Raw genomic sequence first — 12,738 nt, 5'->3', positions numbered from 1 at the left:
GGGGTATAGCGCAGTCCGGTAGCGCGCCTGCTTTGGGAGCAGGATGTCAGGAGTTCGAATCCCCTTACCCCGACCATATTAAAAATCCTCGTATCGAAAGATACGGGGATTTTTTTTGTGCGCGCAAATCCTTGGCTCACCACAAAACAAATGTGGGAGCGGGCTTGCTCGCGAAAGCGGTGTGCCAGTCAGTACATCTAATACTGAGCCACCGCATTCGCAAGCAAGCCCGCTCCCACACTTACAAGGTCCCATTCAGGACCGTGCTGTTAATGCAATTTAAGGCGCGGCTCAGTCCCACGCCCAATCTTGCTGCCCAGCATCAGCATCGCCGTGCGAAAGAACCCGTACAACGCCATCTGGTGCATGCGGTACAGCGACACATAGAACATCCGCGCCAGCCAGCCTTCGAGCATCACGCTGCCCGTCAGGTTGCCCATCAAGTTACCCACTGCCGAAAAACGCGACAGCGAAATCAGCGAACCGTAGTCGGTGTACTTGTAGCTCGGCAGGTCCTTGCCTTCGATCCGCAGTTTCAGCGACTTGGCCAACAGTGAAGCCTGCTGGTGAGCGGCCTGGGCGCGTGGCGGCACATTGCGGTCGGTGCCCGGTTGTGGGCAGGCGGCGCAGTCGCCAAAGGCGAAGATATTTTCGTCGCGGGTGGTTTGCAGGGTCGGCAGCACTTGCAATTGATTGATGCGGTTGGTTTCCAGCCCGTCGATGTCCTTGAGGAAGGCCGGTGCGCGGATACCCGCAGCCCACACCTTCAGGCTCGCTGGAATGACCTGGCCACTGCTGGTGATCAAGGCATCCGCCGTCACTTCGCTGACCGCCGAGTTGGTGAGTACCGTCACCCCAAGCTTCTCTAGGGTTTTGTGCACAGGCCCGCCGATTCGCTCCGGCAGCGCGGGCAGTACCCGTGGGCCGGCTTCGATCAGGGTGATGTGCATGTTTTCCGGCTTGATGCGGTCCAGGCCATAGGCGGCCAGTTCATGGGCGGCGTTATGCAGCTCGGCGGCCAACTCGACGCCGGTCGCACCAGCGCCGACGATGGCGACGCTGATGTTCTCTTCCACATCGGTCTGGCCTGCGTGGGCGCGCAGATAGTGGTTGAGTAACTGTTGATGGAAGCGCTCGGCCTGTTTGCGGGTGTCGAGGAACAGGCAGTGCTGCGCTGCGCCCTCGGTGCCGAAATCGTTGGTGGTGCTGCCGACCGCGATCACCAGGCTGTCGTAACTCAGTACGCGTGCGGGCACCAGCTCGCGGCCTTCTTCATCGAGGGTGGCGGCCAGTTGGATTTTTTTCTGTTCGCGGTCAAGCCCGCTCATGCGCCCCAGTTGGAACTCGAAGTGGTTCCATTTGGCCTGGGCGACATAATTGAGCTCGTCTTCCGAAGAATTCAGCGAACCGGCGGCCACTTCGTGCAGCAGCGGTTTCCAGATATGGGTGAGGTTGGCGTCCACCAGCGTGATGCTGGCGGTGCCGCGCTTGCCCAGAGTCTTACCCAGGCGGGTAGCCAACTCCAGGCCGCCGGCGCCGCCGCCGACGATAATAATACGATGGGTCATGGGGATATCTCGCAAGGCTAAAAGAAATCGGAGCAGTTACCCTCGCGAGCGCCACGCAGCTCATAGCGTCAGGTAACTCAAAAGGCGGCTCAGCAGGCCGAGCCCGATCACCACCAGCAGCACCACACCCAGGAGCAGCCACGGCCGGAAAGGCTTGCGCTCGACTCGGTTTTGGGAGAGTTGCAGGTACTCTTCGACATGCTGTTGGTCATCGGGGTTCAGGCGGCTGGTCATAAAGGCCTCGTCAGGTAGACGTTGCAAAAGGGCGCCACGTTACAGTCAGGAGGTTGGCGGGCTCGCCACAAGCGTAGCCGGTGCCCGCGTCACAGGCTGATGCCCACGTCGAATACTATGCTGCGCCCCAGGTTGTTGCGCAAGAAGTCGGGTGCGTCCGGGTGGGCAAACAGCACGCGCGCAAAGGTCGGGCCTACCAATGACAGCGAGCGCCAGCCCTGGCGCAGGTATTCGGTAGGCGGTGGGAAATGGCTGTTGAGGTCCAGCACTTCGCGTTTGAGGCTGGTGAAGGCAATCAGGTCCAGCTCGCCCAGGTCCATGCCGCGTTCTTTGTAGTTATGCGCTTTTTTGCGCAACGTCGGCGCCAGGCGCAGCAGGAATTCATGGGCCGGAATGCGCCGTGGCTTGGCTTCGCGTCGCACCAACTGGCTCAAGGAAAACGCACTGCGCCGCCGCAGCAACTCATCACGCCATTCGTCGTTCAGGCGCCGGCCTTCATCCAGTACGAAAAAAACTTCGAAACTGGCATCGCGAAACAACACGTCCGGCGGCTCTTGGCCGGCGGGGTGAAACTCTTCGGCACGGTAAGGCACGTTCAAGCCTTGCAGCAGGCGCTGGCAGACCCAACGCTCACGCTCCCATTTGCGGGCATTGGACAGGAACGCATTGGCTTGTTCGGCCGCTACGGTGAGCAGGCGCAAATAATCTGAGTCATCCATATTGGCAGCTTAGCGTCCAATTGATGACCGCAGGAAGTCTTGCTTTGAAACGCCGGTGTAGACTGCTCATTCAACAGCAACTGCATGGACGAGGTGTGTGGTGAGGTTTTCTGCAAAGGCATTACGCTCGTGATCAGCGCTGCAGTGTTGGCGCCGGAAACGCTCATCATTGGCTGGCTGTTGTACGCGCCATTGGTCATGTGGGCGATCCTGCGCGCACCGTGGGTCGAGTTGTTTGCCGACCGGCGGCGCCAGCATTTGCTGTTCGGCACCGTGTTTGCCCTGTTTATGCTCTGGCTGGTACGGCGGGATTTCGACACCGGTGTGTCTTACCACTTTATCGGCATGACCGCCGTGACCCTGCTGCTGGATTGGCCTTTGGCTATCGTCGGCGGGTTGGCCGCGCAATTGGGTTTGGTGTTGCTGGGGCGCCAGGACCTGGCGGCGGTCGGGGTCAATGGTTTGCTGCTGATTGGCTTGCCGGTGCTGGTCACCGAGACCTGCGCGCTGCTGGTGGAGCGGGCGCAACCGCGAAACCCTTTTGTGTATATCTTCTGTTCCGGCTTTTTCGCCGCGGCGCTGTCGGCACTGCTGTGCCTGCTGGCGGCGTTGGGATTGTTGTGGTTTGACGGCCGTTTTGCCATGCCCGAGTGGCTGGAAGACTTCGTCGGTTACCTGTGGCTGATCATCTTCCCCGAGGCGTTTATCAACGGCATGGTCATCAGTGCCCTGGTGGTGTTCTGCCCGGAATGGCTGGAGACCTTCAACCGTACGCGCTACCTGTCGGCGCCGTGGAAGGATGACGATTCGCGGCGTTGATCCAGATCAAATCCCAGGCGGCCGCGCAGGCCCATGCTCTGCGAAATTTTACTGAGCAGGGCGGGGCACAGACTATGAGTGTGTACGAATGGGCGCGGCAAGAGTTGCGCAGAAGCCAGGATGCGGCACAGGAAATCGGTTTTGACCCAGGCCTTACCCTGCGCGCCATGCTCAGTGCGGTGGTGCAGCAGAGCAAGGGTGTGCGCAGTTTTGAAGACCTGGCCGACGAGCTGCAATACCTTGCAGAGAACCTCGACGACCAGCAGGAATACGCCTTTATGCGGCCTTAGTGGCGCGGCGGCAGGTCTTCTGAGAACAGCTCGTCCTCGGCATCCGGGCTCACCGGAATCTTGTGTTCTTCCGCGGCCCAGGCGCCGAGGTCGATAAGCTTGCAGCGGTCCGAGCAGAACGGCCGGTTGAGGTTGTCGGGTTTCCATTCCACGGGTGCGCCGCAGGTTGGGCAGTCGACGGTCAAGGGTTGGCTCATGATCGGCCTCCACGCAAAGTAAGGTAAAAGTGGTGCAGTCGCTCGACCTCGCTGTGCAGCCAGGCGAGGTCCTTGTCGTTGACCAGCACGTCATCGGCATGGTTCAGACGGTCTTCACGGCTGGACTGAGCCTTGAGGATCGCCTGCACCTGCTGTTCGCTGATGCCGTCGCGCTGCAGGGTACGCTGAATCTGCAGCGATTGCGGCACGTCGATCACCAGGATGCGCTGGGTCATGCTGTACTGGCCGGACTCGATCAGCAGCGGCGACACCAGGATCGCGTAAGGCGATTGCGCACGCGCCAGATGGCTGCGAATTTCTTCGCCGATCAACGGGTGCAGCAGGGCTTCCAGCCAGCGACGTTCTTCGGGCACTTCAAAGATCAGCTTACGCAGGGCGGCGCGGTCCAGCTGGCCGTCCGGGTGCAACACGCCCGCACCAAAATGCTCGGCAATGCGTGCGAGTGCCGCCCGGCCGGGCTCGACCACCCAGCGCGCGGCATGGTCGGCATCGACCAGGTCAATGCCCAGGTCGATAAAGTGCTGGGCGGCCGCGCTTTTACCGCTGCCGATGCCGCCGGTGAGGCCTAAAATCCAGGGTGTTGCGACACAAGTGGTCATCTGAAACCGACAGACTGCAAATAGAAGTCGGTTATTTGACCACCCCAGAGCAATGCAATCCAGCCGGCAATTGCCAGGCACGGGCCAAATGGCATCGGCACCGATGCCTGGGACTTGCGCAAACGCATCAGGACAAGGCCTGCGAACACCCCCAGCAGCGACGCTATCAGCAGCGTCATCGGCAGGATCTGCCAGCCACCCCAGGCACCGAGCAGGGCCAGTAGCTTGAAGTCGCCATAACCCATGCCGTCCTTGCCGGTGATCACTTTGAACACCCAGAACACCGCCCACAGGCTTATGTAGCCGATGACGGCGCCCCACAGCGCATCGGGCAGCGTCACCAACAAGCCGCCGCTGTTGAGGATCAGCCCCAGCCACAACAGTGGCAACACCAGCACATCCGGCAGCAGTTGATGATCGACGTCGATCAGGCTCATGGCCAGCAACCCCCAACTCAGCAGTATCACTGCGCCAGCTTGCCAGCCGAAGCCAAAATGCCAGGCGGCAGTGGCCGAGAGCAGCGCACAGGCCAATTCGGTGAAGGGGTAGCGGGCGCTGATCGATTCGCGGCAGCGGGCGCAGCGGCCTTTGAGCATCAGGTAGCTGAGTACCGGGATATTTTCCCAGGGGCGAATCGGCTGGCTGCAATGCGGACAGCACGAGTTGGGATGCATCAGGTTGTAGGCCGGGCCGACAGGATCGGCTGGCAGACCGAGTATTTCCTGGGCCTGGGCGCGCCATTCGCGCGCGAGCATCTTCGGCAGGCGCCACACCAGCACGTTGAGAAAGCTGCCGACGATCAGGCCGAGCACCCACGCCATCCCGACAAAGACCCAGGGTTGTTCACTCGGCAGCAGGCTCAAAACGCCGACCCCAACTGGAACACCGGCAGATACATCGCAATCACCAACGCGCCGACAATGCCCCCCAACACCACCATGATCAGTGGCTCCATCAGGCTGGTGAGGTTATCGACCAGGTTCTCCACATCGGCTTCATAGTGGTTGGCGACTTTTTCCAGCATGAGGTCCAGGGTGCCTGACTCTTCACCGATGGCCGTCATCTGGATGGTCATGCCGGGGAACAGCCCGCTGTGGGCCATGGATTGGTTCAACGGCACACCTGTGGATACATCGTGTCGCATATGTTCGATCGCCTTTGTGAACAATCCATTGCCCGTCGCGCCAGCCACGGAGTCCAGAGCCTGCACCAATGGCACGCCCGCGGCAAAGGTGGTTGAAAGTGTGCGGGCGTAGCGGGCGAGGGCTGAGCGCCTCAGCAGTGTGCCCGCCAGGGGCGCGTTCAACAAAGCGGCATCCAGCCCGTCACGAAATCCCGGGTAAGCCCGATAGGCATGGCGCAGCGCGGCTATTGCCAAACCCAGCCCCAAGGCAAGCATCCACCAGGCGTGCTGCAGGAAGTTGGACAGCGCAATCACCAACAAGGTGAAGCCTGGCAGTTGGCCATTTACCCCGGCGAAGAGGTTCTGGAACTGCGGCACCACGTGGATAAGCAACACTGCACTGACCAGGCAGGCGACGACGATCACGGCGATAGGGTAGGTCATGGCTTTTTTGATTCGCGCTTTCAGCTGCTGGCTTTTCTCCAGGTGAATCGCCACCCGTTCGAGCAATGTTTCCAGGGCGCCTGCCTGTTCGCCTGCGGCAATCAGGTTGCAATACAAATCATCAAAGTGACGCGGCTGTTTGCGCAGCGCTGCCGCCAGGCTATTACCGGCGGCAATCTCCTGTTTCAAGGCTTTTATCAGCGCGCGCATCTGCCGGTTTTCAAAGCCTTCGCAGATGATGTCGAACGCCTGCAGCAGCGCAATGCCGGCCTTTAACAGGGTCGCCAATTGGCGCGTGAACAGCGCGATATCGGCGGGTTTTATCGGCGCTGCAAAAGGTGCCAGGTGCGAAGACTTTTTGCGCACGCGGCCTGGGCAAATCCCCTGCTGGCGCAATTGTGCCTTGACCAGTGCCAGGTTATGCCCGGTGGTTTGCCCGGCCACCCGGCGGCCTTTGCGGTTGGTGCCTTCCCAGGCGTAGATCGTTGAAGCGTCATTCATGGCAAAGGTCCGCACACAGGTCGTCGTAGATTTATAGCTTAGTCAGGTGACGGATTCGGACCGCTCGTTGGCGCACGATAAAATGTCAGAATGTGCGTCTTACCCACAATTGGGCGCTCACGGATGAGTACACTGGCGCCGCTGCACACTGCGGGGCGCAGGACGCGCCTTGATAAGGTTTTTATTCTGGAGAGTGAATGTGATGCGTCAGAAAGGCTTTACCTTGATTGAGTTGTTGATCGTCGTGGCAATCATCGGCATTTTGGCCACCATCGGCCTGCCCATGTACACCAAGCACCAGGCCAAGGCCAAGTTCACGGCGGGGCTGGCTGAAATTGCGGCGTTGAAGGCGGGTTTTGAAGACACCCTTAACCAGGGCACCGTTCCGAAGCTGGAACTGATCGGTGGCACCAGCCCGACCGCCAATTGCACGATCACCGTAGCCGGCGATGTGGCCACGGGCGCCGGTTCCATCACCTGCGAAATCCTCGACGCGCCGGCGCCGGTACTGGGCAAGACCATTACCTTGACGCGCAGCGCCACCCAGGGTTGGGCCTGTGCCACCACGGTCGAGGCGCAGTACGCCGCCAAGGGTTGCGGCGCCGACGGGGCGTAATGCCTGCCGGGCGGTCAGCGAGTTTGTTGCCGCCTGCCCAAGGCGGTGCTAGCTTTAGCCCACCGCCCGTGTAGCTCAGTTGGTAGAGCAGCGCACTCGTAACGCGAAGGTCGCAGGTTCGACTCCTGTCTCGGGCACAAGGCAACACTGTTTCAACGGCGACACTGTTTCAAAGGCAACGTTTTCAGATGATCCCAGAATGGTTCTGAAGGCCAGACGAGGCGGCATTCGTGCCCACTCTTTTGTATCTGCGCAACCTTGATGACCCAGATGCATCCCCATTCCATGATCTAAGAGAACAACATGACCACACAAGAAATGACCCAGGAACAGCGGCACGAAGCAGCCCTCAAAAAATATGTCGCGGAATCGCCGGAACTGCTCGACGAGATCAAGGACCTGAGCGCCGATGATCAAAAGGACCAGATCCAGTGGGCGTTCGAGGATGAGGCCGAGGCCCAGGGCCTGCAGCCATGGGAACTGACCCTCAAGTACACCTCGACGCCGCAAGAGTTCGAAGCGGCGCGCCTGGCCTTGCACAAGGAGGCCGCCGAGGTACTGGGCGTTGACTGGAACGAGTATTGCGGGATGAATAATCTCGCGATCTGAGCGCGAAATTGAAGGAGCGAGCAACCTCGCTCCTTTTGCTCGGATGTTGCTTGCTCAGAGGCTCAGGCGCATCGACAAATCCACCGCCTTCACATCCTTGGTCATTGCGCCGATGGAAATGTAATCCACCCCGGTCTGCGCGATGGGCAGCAAGGTGGTTTCATTGATCCCGCCGCTGGCTTCCAGCCTGGCCTTGCCGGCATTCAGGCGCACTGCCTCACGCATGTCATCCAGGCTCAACTCGTCGAGCATGATGATATCGGCGCCCGCCGCCAGTGCCTCACGCAGCTCCTCCAGGCTTTCCACTTCGATTTCCACCGGCTTGCCCGGCGCGATCTTGTGGGCGGCGGTAATCGCCTCGGCAATCCCACCACAGGCGGCGATGTGGTTTTCCTTGATCAGGAACGCGTCATACAACCCGATGCGATGGTTGTGGCAACCGCCGCAAGTTACGGCGTACTTTTGCGCCAGGCGCAGGCCCGGCAGGGTTTTGCGGGTGTCCAGCAACTTGACCTGAGTGCTGGCGACAAAGTCCGCCAAGTACTGCGCGCGCGTGGCGACGCCTGACAACATCTGCAGAAAGTTCAGCGCACACCTTTCGCCGCTCAGCAGCGAGCGTGCCGGGCCTTCCAGGTGGAACAACACTTGATTGGGGCTCACACGCTCACCGTCGGCCACCTGCCAATGTACTGCAACCCGTGGGTCGAGCTGGCGGAACACCGCGTCCACCCAGGCAGTGCCGGCAATAACGGCCGCATCGCGGGTAATGATGGTGGCCTTGGCCAGCCGTTCGGCCGGGATCAGTTGCGCAGTGATGTCGCCGCTGCCGATGTCTTCCAGCAGTGCGCGGCGCACGTTGGCTTCGATTTCGGCGGTGAGGTCGGCAAGACGGAGATTCGGCATAACAGGCTCCACAAACAAAGTGCCTCGATTATAGGGGCAGCGCGCCGCCGAACCCATACTCGCCACTCATTTACAGCGCATTGGCAGAGTTCACTGGCGCAACAGCCCCCATTTGCAAGATAATCTCGCGCCTTGCGATTGGCGTCATAGCTTTGACGTCCTGGAGATAACCCGTGTTTACCGCCCGATGGGGCCTGTAGCCGATTTTCCCCAACTCAACACCGCCGTTTCAGGAGGCCAGGATGCACATTGACGGAAAGGTGGTGCCCATCAATCGGGCACAGGCCACGCCATCGCCGCTCGCGCGCCTGCCGGTGGTGTTGTTGCAGGTTCGCGACAAGGCTGCGCAGCAGTTGCAGCAAGGTTTGCAGGAACTGTTCGATAACGCTGACGACACCTTGTTTGAAATGGCCGACAAGGCCCGCAGCAACGTCGACCACCATATTTTCTTTGAAGCCATGCGTGACCTGCGCCTCAAGCGCAAGAATTTCGAGCGCGTGTTCATGGAGCAATTGTTCGCCGCATTTATCGACCTGGGCCAGGCCGAGCGCGGTGAGTTTCACCTGGTGCCGGTGGTGTCCTATGAGGCGGCGCCGGGTACGTCCAGTGATGAGCTGGAAAAAGCTGTCGCGCTGGAGGCCATGCTCGGCCGGGTGCGCCATCGCGATGGCCTGGCGCTGGGGCAATTGACTGCTCGTCTGGGCGCGTTGCTCGGCAACCCCCTGGATGAGCGCGATAACCCGCTGGGCCCGGCACTCCTGTGCGAGTTCTTCCTGCGTGCGGGGCGCAGCCTGGGGGTGGAGATTCGCGTCAAGCTGATCATGCTCAAGCTGTTCGAGAAGTATGTGCTCAGTGACGCCGACCAACTGTACGCCGAGGCCAACCAACTGTTGGTCGCCACTGGCGTCTTGCCGCAGCTCAAGGCGGTGCCGTCCCGTCGCCCCGGTGGGTGTGCGGCGCGTGAACAGCAGCCTGAAGGCAACCTCCCGATTGTCGACCCGCCCATGGATGAAAACGGCCAGCAAGCCTTCGCCGCGTTGCAGAAGTTGCTCGCTGCCGTGCGTGGCAGCGTCGCGCCCACCCTGGAAGCCAGCGCCGAACCCCAGCCCATCGCTACCCGCGATTTGCTGCGCCTGCTCTCCCACCTGCAGCAATATGTGCCGGAGCCCGAGGCCGAGGACGACTTCGACCTGCGCAACCAGCTTGAGCAGTTGTTGACCCGCGTGAGCGTCAAGAGCGGTAAATCCCGTGTGGTGGAAGACGCCGATGAGGATGTGATCAACCTGGTCGCGCTGTTGTTCGAGTTCATCCTCGCTGACCACTGCGTGCCTGACGTGTTCAAGGCCTTGATCGCACGTTTGCAGATTCCGCTGTTGAAGGTGGCGGTGCTGGACAAGAGTTTTTTCAGCCGCGCCGGCCACCCGGCGCGACGCTTGCTCAATGAAATCGCCGGTGCGGCCATGACATGGAGCCCGCGTGATGACTATCAGCGTGACAACCTGTACCTGCGCACTGAGCAGGTGGTACAGCGGCTGTTGAATGAGTTCGTCGAAGACGTGGCGATTTTTCCTCAGGTGCTGGCGCAGTTCAGCGCCTTTACCGCAGACGAGCGCCAGCGCAGCGAATTGCTCGAACAGCATACCTGTGAGGCCGAGGAAGGCCGGGTGCGCACAGACGCTGCACGCCAGCGGGTGGCCGAGGTGCTCAATCGACGACTGGTGGGCCGAGTATTGCCCCAGGCCGTGGTGCAATTTATTCAACAGGCCTGGAGCCAGGTGCTGTTGCTGGCCAGCCTCAAGCAGGGCGAGCAGTCAGTGCAATGGCAGGCGGCCGTGCGCACCCTGGACGAATTGATCTGGAGCGTCAGCCTGCAAAAAGACACCGAGGCCGGCCGGCACTTGCTTGAACAACTGCCCGGCCTGCTCAAAGCCTTGCGTGATGGGTTGACCAGTGCAGCGTTCGACCCCTTCAGCACCCGCGAATTTTTTGTACGTTTGCAGGCCATGCACCTGCAGTCGTTCGACGGCGAGCGCCTGGACACGCTGATCGAAGTGCGTGAGCCGTTTTCGCTCAGTAGCGACGTGCCTGACCCCACCCCGAGCCTGCCCAGTGATGACCCGGCGTTGTTCAAGGTCCAGCAGTTGCGCATTGGCAACTGGTTCGAGTTCCAGCAAGACGATGGCAGCCGGCTGCGTTGCAAGCTGAAGGCCATCATGGCGCCGACCAATCGCTATATTTTTGTCAGCCGCACGGGGCTCAAAGTCCTCGATAAAAGTGCCGGCCAATTGGCCATGGCCCTCAAGCAGGGCGCGCTGCGCAACCTTGACGAGGGGCTGCTGTTCGACCGCGCGCTGGCTTCGGTGATTGGCACCCTGCGCCAACTCAATCGCGGCAAGTGATCGCAACCGCAGGGCTGAACGCGGCATACTGGTAACACCTCGACTTATTCAAGGAGCCCGTATGCAGTTGGACCCCACCAGCGGTTGGTGTAAGGGCATCCGTCATTGCCCGTCGCCCAACTTCAACGAGCGCCCCGCCGGCGAGATCTCACTGTTGGTGGTGCATAACATCAGCCTGCCACCTGGGCAGTTTGCCACTGGCAAGGTGCAGGCGTTTTTCCAAAACCGCCTGGATGTCACGGAACATCCCTACTTTGAAGGCATTGTCGACCTACGTGTGTCTGCGCATTTTCTGATTGAACGTGACGGCGCGGTGACACAATTTGTGTCGTGCCTGGACCGTGCCTGGCATGCTGGTATTTCCAGCTTCGAGGGGCGTGAAGTGTGCAATGACTTCTCCCTCGGGATCGAACTGGAAGGCACGGACGAACTGCCGTTTACCGATGCGCAATATGTGTCGCTGCTCGACCTGACCCGGCAGCTGTTGGCGGCCTACCCAGGCATTACCCCGCAGCGTATTTGTGGCCACAGTGATATCGCACCGGGACGCAAGACCGATCCTGGCCCGGCTTTTGACTGGACGCGCTTTCGCAGCGCCCTGCAGGATGGAGGACACGCACGATGAGTTTCCTGGTATTGGTGCTGGCGGTGTGGATCGAGAAGTTCTCGGCCCTGCGTCGGCGGTTGCAACGTGATGGCGGATGGCTGCGCGAACTGGCCAAGCTGGAAACGAGCCCGCGCATGGGCAAGCAGCCTTGGCTGATCCTGGTACTGCTGGTGTTGTTGCCGGTGGCCTTGCTGGGGTTGTTGCTGTTGGTGCTGGAGCCCGTGGCTTATGGTCTGTTGGCGTTGCCGGTGCATTTGCTGGTGGTGATCTACAGCCTGGGGCGCGGCGATCTGCTGGGCGAGCTTGGGCCGTTTCGCGACGCCTGGCGGCGCGGTGACCTGCAAGCTGCCGAGCACGTGGCCGAGCGCGACCTGAAAGTGGCCGCCGACAGTGGCGAGCAACTGCTGGAGCGGGTTCAAGGCCATTTGCTGTGGCAGGCCTACCAAAGCTTTTTTGCGGTGATTTTCTGGTATTTCCTGCTCGGCCCGGTCGCGGCCCTGGCTTATCGCTTGTTGGCATTGGCCAGCGAGAACAGCCAGAACCCGCTGGTCGCCGAGCGCGCCGGGCAATTGCGTCACGCCTTTGATTGGCTGCCGGTGCGTTTGCTGGCGGCCAGCTTTGCCCTGGTGGGTAATTTTGTCGCGGTTAGCCGGGTGATGCTGCATGAGCTGTTGAGCTGGGACATCAGCGCCGCGCAACTGATGGAAAAAGTCGGCTTGGTGGCGGCCGAAATTCCACCACCGGTGGTTGGGGCCGATGGCGTCAACAGCCTGGATCGTCTGTGGGAACTGCTGCTGCGGGCTGCGGTGCTGTGGTATGCCGGGTTCGCGATCTGGACGGTGTTGCCTTAGCTCCTCGCAACAGGAAGGCTGCATGTGGTCAACTGTGGGAGCTGGCTTGCCTGCGATGGCGGGTTGTTGGTGGTGTACATATCCGTTGCTGCGGTAACGGCTGCTTAGGGTTCCGCCCTTACGGCGGCTCACTTTTGGAAAGACCCAAAAGTAAGCAAAAGGTCTTCGCCGGTATGACTCACCCACATGGGTTACAAATCAGTTCACGCACATAGGTAACAGTTTTTAACTGGCAGGG

At 60.6% G+C, this 12,738-nt stretch carries 15 protein-coding genes and 1 tRNA gene; 8 read left to right on the top strand and 8 right to left on the bottom strand.

Annotated elements, in window-relative coordinates:
• Positions 1 to 269: 269 nt before the first annotated feature.
• The 3 genes from AOA59_RS28860 to AOA59_RS28850 form a co-directional block, all read right to left on the bottom strand.
• Entirely contained in the window at positions 270 to 1,568 is a 1,299-nt protein-coding gene (locus AOA59_RS28860) for an NAD(P)/FAD-dependent oxidoreductase (protein ID WP_056859093.1), read from the bottom strand.
• 60 nt (positions 1,569 to 1,628) lie between these two features.
• The gene (locus AOA59_RS28855) at positions 1,629 to 1,802 is read right to left on the bottom strand and encodes a DUF3094 family protein (RefSeq protein WP_017134503.1); all 174 of its coding nucleotides are present in this window, start codon (positions 1,800 to 1,802) and stop codon (positions 1,629 to 1,631) included.
• An 89-nt stretch (positions 1,803 to 1,891) separates the two neighbouring features.
• A complete protein-coding gene (locus tag AOA59_RS28850) occupies positions 1,892 to 2,521 on the bottom strand; it encodes a DUF1780 domain-containing protein (protein WP_053254334.1) in 630 nt (209 codons plus the stop codon).
• 129 nt (positions 2,522 to 2,650) lie between these two features.
• On the opposite strand from AOA59_RS28850, the gene AOA59_RS28845 reads away from it, so the two are divergent.
• Both AOA59_RS28845 and AOA59_RS28840 read left to right on the top strand, forming a co-directional pair.
• Positions 2,651 to 3,340, top strand: a complete 690-nt coding sequence (locus AOA59_RS28845; RefSeq protein WP_099489861.1) for an energy-coupling factor ABC transporter permease — start codon at positions 2,651 to 2,653, stop codon at positions 3,338 to 3,340.
• A gap of 74 nt (positions 3,341 to 3,414) precedes the next feature.
• Positions 3,415 to 3,630: a hypothetical protein gene (locus AOA59_RS28840; RefSeq protein WP_003171680.1), complete on the top strand. Its 216-nt coding sequence runs from the start codon at positions 3,415 to 3,417 to the stop codon at positions 3,628 to 3,630.
• Here AOA59_RS28840 and yacG read toward each other — a convergent pair.
• Genes yacG through AOA59_RS28820 form a run of 4 tightly spaced genes read right to left on the bottom strand, consistent with a single transcriptional unit; the run spans position 3,627 to position 6,515 of the window.
• The gene (yacG, locus tag AOA59_RS28835; RefSeq protein WP_017134507.1) at positions 3,627 to 3,827 is read right to left on the bottom strand and encodes a DNA gyrase inhibitor YacG; all 201 of its coding nucleotides are present in this window, start codon (positions 3,825 to 3,827) and stop codon (positions 3,627 to 3,629) included. The genes AOA59_RS28840 and yacG overlap by 4 nt on opposite strands.
• A complete protein-coding gene (gene coaE, locus AOA59_RS28830) occupies positions 3,824 to 4,447 on the bottom strand; it encodes a dephospho-CoA kinase (protein WP_099489860.1) in 624 nt (207 codons plus the stop codon). Before coaE ends, yacG begins: the two co-directional genes overlap by 4 nt.
• The gene (locus AOA59_RS28825) at positions 4,444 to 5,310 is read right to left on the bottom strand and encodes an A24 family peptidase (protein WP_099489859.1); all 867 of its coding nucleotides are present in this window, start codon (positions 5,308 to 5,310) and stop codon (positions 4,444 to 4,446) included. Before AOA59_RS28825 ends, coaE begins: the two co-directional genes overlap by 4 nt.
• Positions 5,307 to 6,515, bottom strand: a complete 1,209-nt coding sequence (locus tag AOA59_RS28820; protein ID WP_099489858.1) for a type II secretion system F family protein — start codon at positions 6,513 to 6,515, stop codon at positions 5,307 to 5,309. The genes AOA59_RS28825 and AOA59_RS28820 overlap by 4 nt, the downstream gene beginning before the upstream one ends.
• A gap of 202 nt (positions 6,516 to 6,717) precedes the next feature.
• On the opposite strand from AOA59_RS28820, the gene AOA59_RS28815 reads away from it, so the two are divergent.
• The 3 genes from AOA59_RS28815 to AOA59_RS28805 all read left to right on the top strand — a co-directional run bounded on the left by AOA59_RS28815 (position 6,718) and on the right by AOA59_RS28805 (position 7,740).
• On the top strand, positions 6,718 to 7,131 hold the full coding sequence (locus tag AOA59_RS28815) for a pilin (RefSeq protein ID WP_099489857.1): 414 nt from the start codon (positions 6,718 to 6,720) through the stop codon (positions 7,129 to 7,131).
• A 64-nt stretch (positions 7,132 to 7,195) separates the two neighbouring features.
• A tRNA-Thr gene (locus tag AOA59_RS28810) sits at positions 7,196 to 7,268 on the top strand.
• Between the two features lie 166 nt (positions 7,269 to 7,434).
• Positions 7,435 to 7,740 (top strand): DUF6388 family protein, encoded by a 306-nt coding sequence (locus AOA59_RS28805; RefSeq protein ID WP_017134512.1) that lies wholly within the window; start codon positions 7,435 to 7,437, stop codon positions 7,738 to 7,740.
• 54 nt (positions 7,741 to 7,794) lie between these two features.
• On the opposite strand, the gene nadC is transcribed toward AOA59_RS28805, so the two are convergent.
• A complete protein-coding gene (nadC, locus tag AOA59_RS28800; RefSeq protein WP_065911645.1) occupies positions 7,795 to 8,643 on the bottom strand; it encodes a carboxylating nicotinate-nucleotide diphosphorylase in 849 nt (282 codons plus the stop codon).
• A 242-nt stretch (positions 8,644 to 8,885) separates the two neighbouring features.
• On the opposite strand from nadC, the gene AOA59_RS28795 reads away from it, so the two are divergent.
• From AOA59_RS28795 to ampE, 3 genes are all read left to right on the top strand, one after another.
• Complete coding sequence (locus AOA59_RS28795; RefSeq protein WP_065911644.1) at positions 8,886 to 11,042, top strand: DUF1631 domain-containing protein; 2,157 nt, start codon at positions 8,886 to 8,888, stop codon at positions 11,040 to 11,042.
• Positions 11,043 to 11,103: 61 nt separating this feature from the next.
• Positions 11,104 to 11,667, top strand: coding sequence for a 1,6-anhydro-N-acetylmuramyl-L-alanine amidase AmpD (gene ampD, locus AOA59_RS28790; RefSeq protein ID WP_099489856.1), 564 nt, complete (start codon positions 11,104 to 11,106; stop codon positions 11,665 to 11,667).
• Positions 11,664 to 12,500 (top strand): regulatory signaling modulator protein AmpE, encoded by an 837-nt coding sequence (gene ampE, locus AOA59_RS28785; protein ID WP_099489855.1) that lies wholly within the window; start codon positions 11,664 to 11,666, stop codon positions 12,498 to 12,500. The genes ampD and ampE overlap by 4 nt, the downstream gene beginning before the upstream one ends.
• Positions 12,501 to 12,738 lie beyond the last annotated feature (238 nt).

This window comes from Pseudomonas sp. 2822-15, assembly GCF_002742515.1.
GTDB classification, from domain to species: Bacteria; Pseudomonadota; Gammaproteobacteria; order Pseudomonadales; family Pseudomonadaceae; genus Aquipseudomonas; species Aquipseudomonas salomonii.
Note: the sequence above shows the minus strand (reverse complement) of the source record. Positions and strands in the feature narration are given on the sequence as shown.

Excerpts from the sequence above, each read along its gene's own strand:
- ampD (WP_099489856.1), top strand. The coding sequence starts at position 11,104 with ATGCAGTTGGACCCCACCAGCGGTTGGTGTAAGGGCATCCGTCATTGC.
- coaE (WP_099489860.1), bottom strand. The coding sequence starts at position 4,447 with ATGACCACTTGTGTCGCAACACCCTGGATTTTAGGCCTCACCGGCGGC.
- ampE (WP_099489855.1), top strand. The coding sequence starts at position 11,664 with ATGAGTTTCCTGGTATTGGTGCTGGCGGTGTGGATCGAGAAGTTCTCG.
- AOA59_RS28840 (WP_003171680.1), top strand. The coding sequence starts at position 3,415 with ATGAGTGTGTACGAATGGGCGCGGCAAGAGTTGCGCAGAAGCCAGGAT.
- AOA59_RS28815 (WP_099489857.1), top strand. The coding sequence starts at position 6,718 with ATGCGTCAGAAAGGCTTTACCTTGATTGAGTTGTTGATCGTCGTGGCA.
- AOA59_RS28805 (WP_017134512.1), top strand. The coding sequence starts at position 7,435 with ATGACCACACAAGAAATGACCCAGGAACAGCGGCACGAAGCAGCCCTC.
- AOA59_RS28855 (WP_017134503.1), bottom strand. The coding sequence starts at position 1,802 with ATGACCAGCCGCCTGAACCCCGATGACCAACAGCATGTCGAAGAGTAC.
- AOA59_RS28860 (WP_056859093.1), bottom strand. The coding sequence starts at position 1,568 with ATGACCCATCGTATTATTATCGTCGGCGGCGGCGCCGGCGGCCTGGAG.
- AOA59_RS28795 (WP_065911644.1), top strand. The coding sequence starts at position 8,886 with ATGCACATTGACGGAAAGGTGGTGCCCATCAATCGGGCACAGGCCACG.
- AOA59_RS28850 (WP_053254334.1), bottom strand. The coding sequence starts at position 2,521 with ATGGATGACTCAGATTATTTGCGCCTGCTCACCGTAGCGGCCGAACAA.
- nadC (WP_065911645.1), bottom strand. The coding sequence starts at position 8,643 with ATGCCGAATCTCCGTCTTGCCGACCTCACCGCCGAAATCGAAGCCAAC.
- yacG (WP_017134507.1), bottom strand. The coding sequence starts at position 3,827 with ATGAGCCAACCCTTGACCGTCGACTGCCCAACCTGCGGCGCACCCGTG.
- AOA59_RS28820 (WP_099489858.1), bottom strand. The coding sequence starts at position 6,515 with ATGAATGACGCTTCAACGATCTACGCCTGGGAAGGCACCAACCGCAAA.